The organism is Streptomyces rhizosphaerihabitans (assembly GCF_025399795.1).
Classification (GTDB): Bacteria; Actinomycetota; Actinomycetes; order Streptomycetales; family Streptomycetaceae; genus Streptomyces; species Streptomyces rhizosphaerihabitans.
The window spans coordinates 108,745-122,486 of record NZ_JAODTZ010000008.1; the positions used below are offsets into that span (position 1 = coordinate 108,745).

The window sequence follows — 13,742 nt, forward strand, 5'->3', positions numbered from 1 at the left end:
GTGGTGCACAAGAGCGGACGAGGGCGATGAAGGCATTCCGGCTGGACGAACTGGAGGCGGAACGCGCCGCCAACGACGGCGCCTACCTGCAGTTTCTGCGTGAGCGGAACATGTCGGTCGGGCTGTACGCGCTCGACGCGGGCGGCCTCGACCCGCAGAAGCCGCACGCCCAGGACGAGGTGTACTTCGTGGTGAGCGGGCGTGCGTCGATCACGGTCGGCCTGGAGACCACTCAGGTGGCACGGGGCAGCGTCGTCTACGTACCCGCAGGGGTCGCCCACAAGTTCCACCACATCACGGAGGATCTGCGGGTCCTGGTGGTGTTCTCTCCGCCCGAGAGCTGACCCGCGTCTCAGGGTTCCCTAGGGGGACGGTCAGGGGAGGACAAGGGATGCGAGGCCACCGCACTGTCCCTCTCCGGCCTAGCATCGGATGCGAGACATCAGAGAACCCGGAATCAGTGTCCCGGTGTCGGGGCCACGGGCGAGGAGAGGTAAGGACAGGGCGATGCGAGAGATCTTCAACGGTATGCCGTGGTGGGTGAAGTGGGTCGCGGTGCCGGTCATCGCCCTGGTGGTGTTCGGCACTCTGATAGCGAGCGTCGTCGGCTTCCTCATCGGCCTGCTCTTCAAGCTGCTCATCTTCGTCGCGCTGGTCGGCGGGCTGATCTACATCGTGCGGAAGTTCATGTCGAGTTCCTCCTCGCGCAGCGACTGGTGAGGCGCGAGAGGGTGAGCGACAGGTAACGGCGAAGGGGGAAAGGGAACCCAAGGTTCCCTCGGCCGGGGGAAGTTTTCCGGCGAGGCCGTATGCGAGCGGTGACTGGCGGTTAGAGTCCGGAACTCGACGCGGGGTCGACCCCGCGGGCAGCGCACAGCCCCCTCCCGTGTTTCCCCGCACGGGCGGTCCTCCTCGCGCTTCGGAGTGCTCCTTGGCCACGGTTGACACCGCACCCGCACCATCAGTCGCTCCACCCTTCCGGAGATCGGGCACGCCCGCGGCGGCACGCGTTCCACCGGTCCAGCCGCGCACCTCGCCGGGGGAGCCGTCCCTTCCACGCACCTCGCCGGCTCCACTCAGGGAGCCGACGCCCCCGCGTACTCCGACGGCGGAGGCGCCCACTCGGCGCACCTCGCCGGCGGATGGGCACACCAGGCCGTCGGTCGCCCGCGGTTCGGCCTCCCCGGTCGCGGGGAGGGCACGGCTAGCCCGCACCCCTCCCGCGGAGCCCGAGGCCGCCCCTCTGGGCTCTCACCCCACCACTCTGATCGGCTCGGTCCAGCGGGCGATGCGTCTGCTGGAGGCCGTCGCCTCGCGTGAGCAGGGCGCGCCCGCCAAGCAGCTCGCCCGGGAGGCGGGACTCGCGTTGCCGACCGCCTATCACCTGCTGCGCACCCTGGTTCACGAGGGCTATCTGCGCCGGGACAGAGGGCTGTTCTTCCTCGGAGAGGCCGCCGAGCGGCTGAGCAGCAGCGGCGCCCAGCAGAAACGTCGCAGCACGGTGAGGGACACACTCGTGCACTGGCGCGATGCGCTGGGAGCACCCGTGTACTACGCGGTCTACCGTGACGGCGAGATCGAGGTCATGTGTGTCGCCGACACCCCGGCGAACCCCGCGGCCGAGGAGTGGGCCGACTTCCGTGAGACCGGGCACGCCCACGCGATCGGCCAGTGTCTGCTGGCTCAGCTGGACGACGAGTCCCGGCGCGACCACCTCGACCGCTACCCGGTGCAGCCGATCACTCCGTACACGGTACGTGACAAGGACCGTCTGCTGCGGCGCCTGGAACGGGCGGGGCGGATGGAACCGGTGACCGAGCGGCAGGAGTACGCGCTGGGCACGGTCTGTGCCGCGATCCCGATCACCGCGGGCAGTTCGGCAGCGGCCGTGGCGCTCTCCCTCCCTTCCCACCAGGCCGACCGACTGCTGCCCGCGGCACGGAAGTTGCAGAGTGAAGTCGGCAGGCTGCTAGGAACACTCGCCATCTCTATCAGTATCTGAAAACTCACTCCTTGTAATGCGGCATGCACGTTGAGCAAGATTTCCAGCAGCGTCAGGGGGATGATTCCTGGCCAGTCGATGGCAAACGACGGGGTAGGCGATGCGCGAGTCGGTGCAGGCAGAGGTCATGATGAGCTTCCTCGTGTCCGAGGAGCTGTCCTTCCGCATTCCGGTCGAGCTGCGATACGAGACCGGTGATCCGTATGCCGTGCGCCTGACCTTCCACTTGCCCGGCGACGCACCTGTGACCTGGGTGTTCGGGCGGGAGCTGCTGATCGACGGAGTCGGCAGGCCGTGCGGTGACGGCGATGTGCACATCGCTCCGGCCGACCCGGAGGCCTTCGGCGAGGTGCTGATCCGGCTTCAGGTCGGTGGCGATCACGCGCTGTTCCGGTCCGGGGCCGCGCCGCTCGTCGCGTTTCTCGACCGGACGGACAAGTTGGTGCCGCTCGGGCAGGAGCGCTCCCTCGCGGGTTTCGACACATCCCTCGACGAAGCGCTCGACCGCATCCTCGCGGAGGAGCAGAGCGCGGGCTGAAGCCCCGGCAGCCCAGAGCGGAGTAACGCTTCCTCACAAGGGGCGTCGTTGCAGGATGGTTTCAGCTCTTTCGGCGGGTGGCTCAGTGCTTGCGCCGGCGTCCCTTCCCGCTCCGTGCCGGCGTCCTGGCAGCCGCGGGCTCCACGGGGAGGGGTTCGGCCCCGTCACGGTCCGCGGCGACCACCAGGGCGGCCAGCGCGGTCGTCACCGGCACCGCGGCGACCAGACCGATCGATCCGACCAGGGTGCGCACGATCTCCTCGGCGACCAGTTCGCTGTTGGCAACGGTGCCCACGCTGCTCTGCGCGATCGAGAAGAGCAGCAGCAGCGGCAGCGCGGCGCCCGCGTAGGCCAGGACGAGCGTGTTGACGACCGACGCGATGTGGTCGCGGCCGATACGGATGCCCGCGCGGTACAGGCCACGCCAGCCCATCGTGGGATTGGCCTCGTGCAGTTCCCAGACCGCGGACGTCTGCGTCACCGTCACGTCGTCGAGGACGCCGAGCGAGCCGATGATGACTCCGGCCAGCAGCAGACCGCTCATGTCGATGGACGGGTACAGACCGTGGATCAGGCCGGTGCTGTCGTCGGTGTTGCCGGTCAGTACGGCCCAGTCGATGAAGACCGAGCCGAGGAGGCCGATCAGCACCAGTGAGAGCAGGGTGCCGACCACCGCCACGGATGTCCGGGCCGACAGGCCATGGCACATGTAGAGCGCGATCAGCATGATCGCGCTGGACCCGACAACGGCCACGAGCAGCGGGTTCGAGCCCTGCAGGATCGCGGGCAGGATGAAGAAGTTCAGGATCATGAAACTGATGGCCAGGGCGACCAGCGCCATGACGCCGCGCATCCGGCCGATCACCACGACGACCACGGCGAAGATCAGGGCCAGCAGTGCCAGGGGCAGCTTCCGGTTCGCGTCCGTGACCGAGTACTGGAGGTCCTTGGGGGCGGAGGGCTCGTACGCGACGACGACCTTCTCGCTCCGGTGCAACTGCCGTGACTGATCCGGCTGAACGATCTCGATGAACGTACGGCCCTTGTCCTTACCGGTGTCGATCCGGACCGTCGCCTTCTTGCATTCACCCGCCGCCTGCTGCTGGGCGGAGGAGCCCTCGGCGGTGGAGGTGTCGCCTGTCGGGGTCTCCGCCGAGGCGTTCACGGACTTGCAGTCCACCTGGTCGATCCTGGTGACCGTCGCCTGCTGGGTCTGCCGGTCGAATCCGACACCGGTGCGCTGGTGGGAAGGCGCGCCGCCGGGCCACAGCACCACGAGACCCACCGCGACCGCGGCCGCGAAGGGGATGAGTACCGCGGCGATGACCTTGCGCAGATGCTTGGAGACCGGCGCGGCGGGACCGTGGCTGTGCGAGTGCCCGTGTCCGACGCTCGGACCCTCGCCGGGTCCACCGGCGGGATCCGGCCCGTGTCCGCCGCCGGGACGGTGGTGATCACTGCCCGGTCCGGGACCGGCACCGCCACCCGGCCCATGGCCGTGTCCGTTGCCGGAGCCATGCCCGTGGCCGTCGTCGGAGCCCGGGCGGCGCGGCGGCTCGGGCGGCGGGAACGGGTGCTGCTGGGTGGTTGTCACCGCCCGATCATCGCAAGAACGGCAAGGGCCCTCTGTTCACCGCGCCAAATATGACGCTAGCGTGGAGGCACCTTTGCACACGCGGGAGCTCGGAGCACCGGGCTGAGAGGGCGCTGACCTCCGTCTTCGCGATGTTTCACATGAAACGTCGACGAACGGAAGCCGCTGCGTCGACCGCTGAACCTGTTACCGGGTAATGCCGGCGTAGGGAGTAGGTCTCATGACCAACAAGGACGTACGCACGCCTGCCTCCAGCCAGACGGACGGGGCTTCGTCGCCGTCCCCCAACGGCGAGGCCGGGAAGTCCATCGGCTGGCACAAGGCGTACGTCGGGGGTACGCGTCCCGATCTGCGGGTGCCGGTTCGCCAGGTGCACCTCACCAACGGTCAGTCCGTGACGCTGTACGACACCTCCGGCCCGTACACCGATCCGACCATCGACACCGAGGTGCGCAGGGGGCTGGCCCCGCTGCGCGAGAGCTGGATCATCGCCCGCGGAGACACCGAGGAGTACGCGGGCCGTCCCGTCCGCCCCGAGGACGACGGGATCAAGCACACATCCCCGCGCGGGGGGTTGCGCAACCTCGACGCTGTCTTTCCCGGGCGGCCGCGCCAGCCGCGCCGGGGGCGCGCCGGGCAGGCGGTCACCCAGCTCGCGTACGCGCGACGCGGCGAGATCACACCCGAGATGGAGTTCGTGGCGATCCGAGAGAACGTCGACCCCGAGGTCGTACGGGAGGAGATCGCCGCAGGCCGGGCGGTGCTGCCCGTGAACGTCAACCACCCGGAGATCGAGCCGATGATCATCGGCAAGCGGTTCCTGGTGAAGGTCAACGCCAACATCGGCAATTCCGCGGTCACTTCCTCCATCGAGGAGGAGGTCGAGAAGATGACCTGGGCGACCCGCTGGGGCGCCGACACGGTCATGGACCTGTCGACCGGACGCAACATCCACACCACGCGCGAATGGGTGCTGCGCAACTCCCCCGTCCCCATCGGCACGGTGCCGCTCTATCAGGCGCTGGAGAAGGTCGACGGCCGTGCCGAGGAGCTGACCTGGGAGATCTACAAGGACACGGTCATCGAGCAGGCCGAGCAGGGCGTGGACTACATGACGGTCCACGCGGGCGTCCGCCTGGCCTACGTGCCGCTCACCGCGAACCGCAAGACGGGCATCGTCTCGCGTGGCGGCTCGATCATGGCGGCCTGGTGCCTCGCGCACCACAAGGAGTCGTTCCTGTACGAGAACTTCGAGGAGCTCTGCGAGATCCTCGCCGCGTACGACGTCACCTACTCGCTCGGCGACGGTCTGCGGCCCGGCTCCATCGCGGACGCCAACGACGCTGCACAATTCGCGGAGTTGAGGACGCTCGGGGAACTCAACACGATCGCGAAGCGTTTTCAAGTACAGACGATGATCGAAGGCCCGGGACATGTCCCGATGCACAAGATCAAGGAGAACATCGACCTTCAGCAGGAGATCTGTGATGAAGCTCCGTTCTATACGCTCGGCCCGCTGACGACGGACGTCGCGCCGGCGTACGACCACATCACTTCCGGCATCGGTGCCGCGATGATCGCCTGGTGGGGCACGGCCATGCTCTGCTACGTCACGCCCAAGGAACACTTGGGCCTGCCCGATCGTGACGACGTCAAGACCGGCGTCATCACCTACAAGATCGCAGCCCACGCAGCCGACCTCGCCAAGGGGCACCCGGGTGCACAGGACTGGGATGACGCCCTCTCCGACGCCCGCTTCGAGTTCCGGTGGGAGGACCAGTTCAACCTGGCTCTCGATCCGGACACAGCACGGGAGTTCCACGACCAGACGCTGCCGGCCGAACCCGCCAAGACGGCCCACTTCTGCTCCATGTGCGGGCCGAAGTTCTGCTCGATGAAGATCAGCCAGAGCATCAACGAGCGGTTCGGCGGTGACGTGTCCGACGGCGCCTCCGCCGAGGAGATCTCCGAAGGCATGCTTCAGAAGTCCCGGGAGTTCGCCGAGGCGGGCAACCGCGTGTACCTGCCCCTGGCCGACTGAGCCGCTCCACAGGGCTGCGGTCCGGGGCGGGCCCCCGGACCGCAGCCCTCGGCCCGGTCATGCCGCGACGTCCTGCGGGTACCAACGCAGTTCCACCGTGTTGCCGTCGGGGTCCTGGACGTAGACGGAGGTGGCGGTGCCCCGCGCGCCGAAGCGTTCCACAGGACCCTGAAGCACGGTGAAGGAGCCGGAAGCGATGACCTCGTCCCAGTCCAGCGGTTCCACGGTGAGACAGATGTGGTCGACGTTGGACCCCCCGCGGGCATGGGCGACCAGGTCGATGATGGTTTCCGCGGTGACCCTCACCGAGGGGAACGGGGCCTGGCCGCCCCGCCACTCGGCGACGCGTACGGGTGCCAGGCCGAGCAGTCCGGTGTAGAAGCCCAGGGACCGTTCGACGTCCTCGACGTTGAGGACCAGATGGTCGAAGGCCTTCACGCGCACGGTGGTCACTTCGTCTCCAGGGCGACGGCGTGGCGAAGCCACTCGCTGAACAGGACGGGGTCGACGTCCTCGGCACCGCCGAGTTTCACGGAGGCCATGTGGCGGGCTCCGGCTACCAGTCGGCCCGATGGATCGGCCACTTCCTGGCCGCGCCAGAGGCCGAAGGCGACGTAGGACTTGTAGGCCTTGAGCAGGCAGACCGGGGTCTGACCCGGCTTGTCTCCGAGGCTCCAGGTGGGATGGCCGTGCCAGAGCGCACCGGAGTCGTCGGGTAGGGCCGAGTCGATGACAGGCCTGATCCTCTCGCCGATGTCGCGCAGTGGGCCTTCGAGGTCGTTCAGGTAGGCGGTGATGTCCGAGGAGTTCATGTGGGTCCCGTTCAGGAGGGGTGCGGTGGGTGGGTTGAACCGAGCACCGACGTGCTGCGTGCCTGTGCGCGACTGCGTTGGGCCTGTCTGTCTGCCCGTCTGCCCGTCTGCGTTGCCGGTTCGGGCGTGTCGGCGTCCGTGCGCTCGGGTGTCCGGGGGACTCACCGGGTTGTCTCCGGCGACCGGGCGGACGCCTTCTACGATCCGCCGTATGGCAGGCACCATCAAGGCGTGATCGCCGTACAACCGTTGAGCCAGATTTAACGCCGGGGGTTTCATGCTGGAGCGACTGGAGATCGAGACCTTCCTGGCGCTGGCCGAGGAACTGCACTTCGGCCGGACCGCCGAGCGGCTGCTGATCACGACCGGGCGTGTCAGTCAGGTGATCAAGAAGCTGGAACGCAGAGTCGGCGGCTCGCTGTTCGAACGCAACAGCCGTTCCGTCGCGCTCACCCCGATCGGCCGGCAGCTGGCGGACGACCTGAGGCCCTTGGTCGCCGGGTTGGAGGCGGCGCTGCGAAGGGCGGCCGACGCCAGTCGTGGGGTCACCGGGGAACTGCGGGTCGCCTTCCTCGGCGAGTGGACTGCCCCCGCACTGCTCAGGGCGGTCGGCCTGTTCGGCGAGCGGCACCCCGACTGCCGGGTCGACGTGCGGGAGGTTCAACTGTCCAACTCCCGGGCTAGTCTGCTGGACGGTTCGATCGACGTCCTGCTCGCCTCGTTCCCCTTCGACGGAATGGCCTGCGGGCCCGCGCTGCTGCGAGAGAGACGGGTGCTGGCCGTGGCGGCCGGTCATCCACTGGCCGGCGAGGAGCGGGTGTCCGTCGAGGTACTCGCGGAACACCCTGTGGTGCAGTACCCACAGGTGACCTCGGCGGGGTTCAAGCGGGACCGCACCCCGGACCGCACCCCCTCGGGCAGGTCCGTTCCGAAGGGCCCGGTCGGCGGGTCGTTCTCCGAAATGCTGACCCTGGTCGCGATGGGCCGGGGCGTCCTCCCGGTCGGAGAGCACTCGCGGCAGTACTACCCCCGGCCCGATGTCGCCTACGTGCCCCTTCACGACGCGCAGCCGATCGAACGGGGACTGGTGTGGATGGAGGGCAACACCACCGAGCGGCTTCGGGAGTTCGTACGAGCGGCGACGGACGCGGCCGGATCTCCCTGAGGCGGTGCCTGATGCCCCGTGCCCCGTGCCCCGTGTCCGGTGCTCGGTGCTCGGTGCCGCTTGCCGGGTACGCCGTCTTCGGAGCGTGCGGCGCGCGGCGTAGGACTCGGCGCCGCCCGGTGTGCGCGTAGGCGTATCGGTCGGTTCCGGTGGTGGGTTCTCTAGGCAGACTGGGCTCATGACACCGACATCGATGAGCAAGGGCGCCAACCTTCCCGTTGCCGCGCAGGAGGTGCAGATCGTCCTCGGCTGGTCCGGAGGCTCCGGTACGCCGGACGCCGACGCCTCGGCTCTGCTGCTCCGTGCGGACGGGCGGGTGCGGGACGACGGTGACTTCGTCTTCTACAACCAGCCGAGGCACGCCTCCGGTGCCGTTCGTCACCTGGGGAAGCGGAGGGAAGGCGACGGGACGACGGACACCGTCGGGGTGGACCTGCGTGCCCTGGAGCCGGAGATCCAGCGGGTCGTCCTGGGCGCCTCCGCCGACGGGGGCACCTTCGGCCAGCTGTCGGGTCTGCGGCTGAGACTGCTCGACGCAGCGACCGGGCGGGAGCTGGCGCTCTTCGAGATGGAGGCGACGACGGAGACGGCGTTCATCGGGGGTGAGCTGTATCTGCGGGGCGGTCAGTGGAAGTTCCGCGCGGTGGGCCAGGGGTATGCCTCCGGACTCGCGGGCCTGGCCACCGATTTCGGGATCAGCGTGGACGAGGAGCCGAGCGCTTCCGGCGGCAGAGGCTCCAAGGACGCGGGCTCCGGAGTCGCGGGCTCCGGAGATGGCTCGTCCGGGGCGGCGGCAGCCGGTACAACCCCGCCTGCCGTTCCGCCCCGGCCCGCGGCGATGCCCCCTTCCACACCGATGCCCCCGCCGGTACCGGCACCTTCGACCGGACCGACGCCCCCGCCGACCCTCGCCCCGCCAACCCTCGCCCCGCCAACCTTCACCCCTCCGACCGCGCCCGTCCCGACGGCTCCCTCGGCACCTCCGGCCCCTGTCGTCGGCTCGGCTCCTCGTCTCATCAAGGGCGAGGACCGGTTGCCCGTGGACATGCGCAAGCGGCTCTCCCTGCGCAAGGAGCAGGTTGCGGTCAGTCTGCGCAAGCACGGGGCGGTGGGTGTCACGGCCCGCGTCGTCATCGTTCTGGACGCCTCCGGGTCGATGGCGTTCTTGTATTCGAAGGGTGTCGTGGCCGATGTGGTGGAGCGCATGGCCGCGGTGGCCGCGCAGTTGGACGACGACGGGGAGATGCAGGCGTGGACCTTCGCGTCGAACCCGGCCCGGCTGCCCGACCTTGTCCTGGGGGACCTGCCGGAGTGGCTGGAGCGCCATGTCCGGGTCGGTGAACTGACCTTGTTCCGGCGGAGCAAGAAGCCGCGCAAGGGGCTGTTGCCGGGGCAGGTGGACATGCGGGCGGTCGGGATCCAGAACGAGGAGCAGAAGGTGATCGCCGAGGTCCGGACGTATGTCCGCGAGCATCCGGCCGTCGATCCCACGCTGGTGCTCTTCTTCTCCGACGGTGGCGTCCACCGCAACAAAGAGATCGAGAAGGAGCTGCTGGAGGCGGTGGACGAGCCGATCTTCTGGCAGTTCGTAGGACTGGGGCGCTCCAATTACGGCGTTCTGGAGCGGTTCGACACGCTGCCGGGCCGACGCGTCGACAACGTGGGCTTCTTCGCGGTCGACGACATCAGCGACGTACCGGATCCGGAGCTCTACGACCGGCTGCTGTCCGAGTTCCCGTCGTGGACGAGGGAGGCGCGGCGGCTGGGCATCATCTGAGTCGGCCCGAAGGCAGCGGACGACCCCCTGGGACCGCCCCACCACGGCCGGAGGCGCGCACCCGCGGCAAGCCGTACTGGCTCGCACCCACCACGGCCGGAGGCTCGCGTCCGTGACGCCGTACTGGCTCGCGCCAGCCGTACAGGCCCCGCACCCGTGACGGCCATACGGCCCGCGCGCCCGCGCGGGCCCCACTCCTCCCTCGAGCCCGGTCGTCGGCCGTCCGGGTCACTCGGGCTGGTGTTCCGGCCCCCCGAAGTCCGGGCTGCTGAAGTCCGGGCTGGAGAAGCTCGGGCGCGGGCCGGCTGCGGGTCCGCCGTCGGGGCTGCTGAATCCCGGCCGGTCGTAGCCGAGGTGGGGGATCCGGCTCGGAGCCGGTGCCGGGCGGCCCAGCGCCACCGAGCCCGGGTCCGCGAGAGCCTCCCGCAGGAACGGCAGGATGCCGCGCTCCAGCAGGGCGTCGCGCCAGGCTTCCCTGGCCCGGGCGACCTGCTCGGTCAGCTCGCCGCCGGTTCCGGCCCGCAGCGAGGACGAGCTGTTGCGCAGCGCGGTCAGCAGCAGTCCGGCCGCGGCGACCAGAATCGCGGCCGCCGTGACCGCGCCGAAGACCCATCCGGTGGTCAGGAGGGTCCTGGCGATGGCCGGCGCGGGATCGAGCATCTTCAGGACGTACCCCACGAGCAGGAAGATCACTGCGGCTGTCCCGGCGAGGACGGGGGCGAGCACCGCGACGACGGCGACCGCGCCGGCACCCGCCGTCTCGGTGACCTCCCCCACGGTGGCGGCGAGCCCCATCGCGGTCGTGCCCGGCTCCGGGGAGCCGACTTCCTCGTTCACGACCGGGGTGGACCGCACCGGGCGGCGCAGTTCCTCGCGGACCTTCACATAGTGTGTGTACTCGTCCGAGGCGGCCGTTGTGATGAGAGCCGTGGCGTTGAGCGCCATGGTGCGCAGTTGTTCGAGGTTGAGCCGCTGGCCGGCAGCGGCGAGTTCCGGGCGGTGTGGTGCGGAGCGCAGCGCCTCATCGAGGATCCGCTCGTATTCCTGGCGGTCCTCGCTCAGCAGGTGCTGCGGAACGCTGTTCATCTGCATCCCCCGATGCTCCGTAGGGCTGATGGCTCGCACGCTGACGAGCCGTTGGGCAGAAACGGAGGGGAGCCTGCTACGGATAAGCCGATGGTAGAGCGGTGACGGCACGCCGTGACAGGGGGTTTCCGGAAATTGGCCCCCGGCCGGAGTGATCCGTCCGGGAGACGCCTGCCCGGTGAACGCTCAGATATCCAGCGGAAGTTGTTGGACCAGCAGCTTTCCGGCCATGGTCACTCCGCCGTCCATCGCGATGGCCAGCCCGTCCGCGTAGAGGTGTGGCCCTTCGATCACGGGGCCCGCGCCGGCGTCGCCGTCCTCCGGGCCGACCTCTCCCAGAAGGTACGGAATGGGGCTGTGACCGTGGACGATGCGCGTGCCGCCGTATGCGTCGAGCAGTTCCCGGACGGCCTCGGCGCCGTCGTCCCGGAAGGCGAAGCGCCGGGTGAACTTGCGGAAGAGGTCCCAGCACTCGTCCGCGTCGTTGCGGGTGAGGGTTTCGCGGACGGTGTCGTTGACCGCTTCGATGGAGTCGCCGTAGTCGAGGTAGGCGGTGGTGTCGGAGTGCACCAGGAGGTGCCCGTCGACCTGTTCCATGGCGTCGAGGCGGGCCATCCACTGCAGGTGGTGGTCCTGGAGGCGGTCCATGTCCGTCTTCTGGCCGCCGTTGAGCAGCCAGGCGGCCTGGAAGGTGGCGGTACCCGCGCCGGAGCTGACGGGGGTGTCGCCGAACCGCTTGGCGCCGAGCAGCAGCAGCTCGTGGTTGCCCATGAGTGCCTTGCAGTAGCCGCCGGCCGCGGCCGCCTCGGCGGACAGCCGCATCACGAGGTCGATCACGCCGATGCCGTCCGGGCCGCGGTCGGTGAAGTCACCGAGGAACCAAAGGCGCGAGGTCCCGGCCGACCAGTTGCCCGCGGCGTCGACGAGGCCCTTTTCCTGGAGCGCGGCGACGAGCTGGTCGAGGTATCCGTGCACATCCCCGACGACGTACAGCGGGCCGGGGCCCGCGCCGGGTGCCGGGGCGGGTGTGCCGGCGGGGTCGACGGCGACCTGGAGGGTGTCACCCCGATTGATGACCGGCAGATCGCGTTGTGTGGGTGTGTACCCCTCGGAGAACTCTCCCGGAAACTCCGCGGGAGACTCCCCGGACGCGTACGGGGAGTCTCCCGACGCGTACCGCGCAGTCTCCCCGACGGGTCCGGCGCCCTCGCCCTGAGGCGTGTTCTGCGCATACGGACCGGTCTCGTGGACGTACCCGGGTACCCGGAAGTCGCGCAACGTCGCCGTCCGCATCACCTCGGGTCCCTGACCGGCCCCCTGAGTCATCGACCCCTCCACCACGATCGCGCCGCATCTGCACCGGTTCGGACTGCCTGGTCGCAGCGGCCCGCGGTGTCGTCCGCCCATCATAGGAATGCGGATCGCGCCATGTGATGACCCAGGGGTGGTGAATCGGAACAGGAGCCCAGTTCACCGCGGTTTTCGCCCGAATTGGGCGGGGCTAGCCCCGCCCTCGTCGTATCGGGCGTCAGCCCTGCTCGGGTGATCGGGGCGGACTGACGGTCGTACGAGGCGGACGGCGCTGCGACGAGGTCCGCACGATCAGCTCCGTCGGTATCACCTGCTCGACCGGTTGGTCCGATTCGACCCCCTCGATGGCGTCGATCAGCAGCTGGACGACGGCTGTGCCGATTCTGCGCGGTTTGAGGGAGAGGGTCGTGACGGGCGGCTCGGTGCTGGCGTAGACCGTCGACTCACTGCAGCAGACCAGCAGCAGGTCGTCGGGTACGCGCAGACCGTAGCGGCGGGCCGCGGCCAGCAGGTCGGTGCCGTTCGGGTCGAAGAGGCCGTAGACGGCGTCCGGGCGGTCGGGCCGGGCGAGGAGACGATCGGCGGCGACGGCTCCCGCGCACGGATCGTGCGCCGGATAGGCCTCGTACACGGGATCCTGGCCCACACGCTCGCACCAGCGCAGGTAAGCGGTGGTGGAGAGGTGGGTGTACGTGTCCGTGGTGGTGCCGGTGAGGAGGCCGATGCGGCGGGCACCGGCGGCGGCCAAGTGGTCGAGGATGCCGAGGACCGCGGCCTCGTGGTCGTTGTCCACCCAGGCGGTGACCGGGAGCGATCCCGCGGGCCGGCCGTCGGAGACGACCGGCAGCCCCTGGCGGACCAGCTCGCTGACGACCGGATCGTGGTCGGACGGGTCGATGACCACGGTTCCGTCCAGGGCGACGTTCGACCACACGTCGTGGCGGGAGGTCGCGGGGAGGATGACCAGGGCGTATCCCCGGGCCAGCGCGGCCGAGGTGGCGGCTCTGGCCATCTCCGCGAAGTATGCGAACTCGGTAAAGGTGAAAGGTTCATCCCCGTATGTGGTGACGGTCAGGCCGATCAGGCCCGACTTGCCGGTACGGAGGGTTCGGGCCGCGGCCGACGGGCGATAGCCCAGCCGGTCGGCGACTTCGCGGACATGGCGTCGGGTGGCGTCCGGGAGCCGGCCCTTGCCGTTGAGGGCATCGGACACAGTTGTGATGGAGACCCCTGCGGCCGCGGCCACGTCTCTGATGCCTGCCCGGCCCGGCCGACCGCCTCGGCGGGAGGTCTCCGCCCGGCTCACCTGGTGCTTCCCTGCTGCTGTCATGGCGAGCCGATAGTAGGGCTCCTGCGGTGGGGTAGTGCGGACGCATATGCACGCGTTGACAGGCACGTTTCTGCATGGTCCAAATG

13 protein-coding genes are annotated in these 13,742 nt (G+C 69.3%); 7 read left to right on the plus strand and 6 right to left on the minus strand.

Going from position 1 to position 13,742, the window contains the following annotated elements; all coding sequences use genetic code 11:
* Positions 1-26: 26 nt before the first annotated feature.
* From N4G66_RS10615 to N4G66_RS10630, 4 genes are all read left to right on the plus strand, one after another.
* Positions 27-344 (plus strand): cupin domain-containing protein, encoded by a 318-nt coding sequence (locus tag N4G66_RS10615; RefSeq protein WP_261703765.1) that lies wholly within the window; start codon positions 27-29, stop codon positions 342-344.
* 163 nt (positions 345-507) lie between these two features.
* The gene (locus tag N4G66_RS10620; RefSeq protein ID WP_261703766.1) at positions 508-720 is read left to right on the plus strand and encodes a DUF5326 family protein; all 213 of its coding nucleotides are present in this window, start codon (positions 508-510) and stop codon (positions 718-720) included.
* 544 nt (positions 721-1,264) lie between these two features.
* Entirely contained in the window at positions 1,265-2,002 is a 738-nt protein-coding gene (locus tag N4G66_RS10625) for an IclR family transcriptional regulator (RefSeq protein ID WP_391858796.1), read from the plus strand.
* Positions 2,003-2,102: 100 nt separating this feature from the next.
* A complete protein-coding gene (locus N4G66_RS10630; RefSeq protein ID WP_261703767.1) occupies positions 2,103-2,540 on the plus strand; it encodes an SsgA family sporulation/cell division regulator in 438 nt (145 codons plus the stop codon).
* 82 nt (positions 2,541-2,622) lie between these two features.
* Here N4G66_RS10630 and N4G66_RS10635 read toward each other — a convergent pair whose 3' ends face one another.
* Positions 2,623-4,134: a YibE/F family protein gene (locus N4G66_RS10635; protein WP_261703768.1), complete on the minus strand. Its 1,512-nt coding sequence runs from the start codon at positions 4,132-4,134 to the stop codon at positions 2,623-2,625.
* 220 nt (positions 4,135-4,354) lie between these two features.
* Between N4G66_RS10635 and thiC the strand changes: the two genes are divergently transcribed.
* On the plus strand, positions 4,355-6,175 hold the full coding sequence (gene thiC / locus N4G66_RS10640) for a phosphomethylpyrimidine synthase ThiC (protein ID WP_261703769.1): 1,821 nt from the start codon (positions 4,355-4,357) through the stop codon (positions 6,173-6,175).
* A gap of 57 nt (positions 6,176-6,232) precedes the next feature.
* On the opposite strand, the gene N4G66_RS10645 is transcribed toward thiC, so the two are convergent.
* Positions 6,233-6,619, minus strand: a complete 387-nt coding sequence (locus N4G66_RS10645) for a VOC family protein (RefSeq protein WP_261703873.1) — start codon at positions 6,617-6,619, stop codon at positions 6,233-6,235.
* 5 nt (positions 6,620-6,624) lie between these two features.
* Positions 6,625-6,987 (minus strand): DUF1801 domain-containing protein, encoded by a 363-nt coding sequence (locus tag N4G66_RS10650; RefSeq protein ID WP_261703770.1) that lies wholly within the window; start codon positions 6,985-6,987, stop codon positions 6,625-6,627.
* 277 nt (positions 6,988-7,264) lie between these two features.
* Between N4G66_RS10650 and N4G66_RS10655 the strand changes: the two genes are divergently transcribed.
* Positions 7,265-8,152, plus strand: a complete 888-nt coding sequence (locus tag N4G66_RS10655) for a LysR family transcriptional regulator (RefSeq protein ID WP_261703771.1) — start codon at positions 7,265-7,267, stop codon at positions 8,150-8,152.
* A 178-nt stretch (positions 8,153-8,330) separates the two neighbouring features.
* Positions 8,331-9,929 carry a VWA domain-containing protein gene (locus N4G66_RS10660; protein WP_261703772.1) on the plus strand — a complete coding sequence of 533 codons (1,599 nt, stop codon included), beginning with the start codon at positions 8,331-8,333 and terminating at the stop codon, positions 9,927-9,929.
* 228 nt (positions 9,930-10,157) lie between these two features.
* Here N4G66_RS10660 and N4G66_RS10665 read toward each other — a convergent pair whose 3' ends face one another.
* The 3 genes from N4G66_RS10665 to N4G66_RS10675 all read right to left on the minus strand — a co-directional run bounded on the left by N4G66_RS10665 (position 10,158) and on the right by N4G66_RS10675 (position 13,656).
* A complete protein-coding gene (locus N4G66_RS10665; protein WP_261703773.1) occupies positions 10,158-11,021 on the minus strand; it encodes a hypothetical protein in 864 nt (287 codons plus the stop codon).
* A gap of 180 nt (positions 11,022-11,201) precedes the next feature.
* Positions 11,202-12,341 (minus strand): metallophosphoesterase, encoded by a 1,140-nt coding sequence (locus N4G66_RS10670; protein ID WP_315903631.1) that lies wholly within the window; start codon positions 12,339-12,341, stop codon positions 11,202-11,204.
* Positions 12,342-12,543: 202 nt separating this feature from the next.
* On the minus strand, positions 12,544-13,656 hold the full coding sequence (locus N4G66_RS10675) for a LacI family DNA-binding transcriptional regulator (RefSeq protein WP_261703775.1): 1,113 nt from the start codon (positions 13,654-13,656) through the stop codon (positions 12,544-12,546).
* Between the last annotated feature and the right edge of the window lie 86 nt (positions 13,657-13,742).

Bases quoted from the DNA above. Each gene is read 5' to 3' on its own strand.
- thiC (WP_261703769.1), top strand. From the start codon at position 4,355: ATGACCAACAAGGACGTACGCACGCCTGCCTCCAGCCAGACGGACGGG.
- N4G66_RS10620 (WP_261703766.1), top strand. From the start codon at position 508: ATGCGAGAGATCTTCAACGGTATGCCGTGGTGGGTGAAGTGGGTCGCG.
- N4G66_RS10630 (WP_261703767.1), top strand. From the start codon at position 2,103: ATGCGCGAGTCGGTGCAGGCAGAGGTCATGATGAGCTTCCTCGTGTCC.
- N4G66_RS10670 (WP_315903631.1), bottom strand. From the start codon at position 12,341: ATGACTCAGGGGGCCGGTCAGGGACCCGAGGTGATGCGGACGGCGACG.
- N4G66_RS10660 (WP_261703772.1), top strand. From the start codon at position 8,331: ATGACACCGACATCGATGAGCAAGGGCGCCAACCTTCCCGTTGCCGCG.
- N4G66_RS10650 (WP_261703770.1), bottom strand. From the start codon at position 6,987: ATGAACTCCTCGGACATCACCGCCTACCTGAACGACCTCGAAGGCCCA.
- N4G66_RS10615 (WP_261703765.1), top strand. From the start codon at position 27: ATGAAGGCATTCCGGCTGGACGAACTGGAGGCGGAACGCGCCGCCAAC.
- N4G66_RS10665 (WP_261703773.1), bottom strand. From the start codon at position 11,021: ATGCAGATGAACAGCGTTCCGCAGCACCTGCTGAGCGAGGACCGCCAG.
- N4G66_RS10655 (WP_261703771.1), top strand. From the start codon at position 7,265: ATGCTGGAGCGACTGGAGATCGAGACCTTCCTGGCGCTGGCCGAGGAA.
- N4G66_RS10675 (WP_261703775.1), bottom strand. From the start codon at position 13,656: ATGACAGCAGCAGGGAAGCACCAGGTGAGCCGGGCGGAGACCTCCCGC.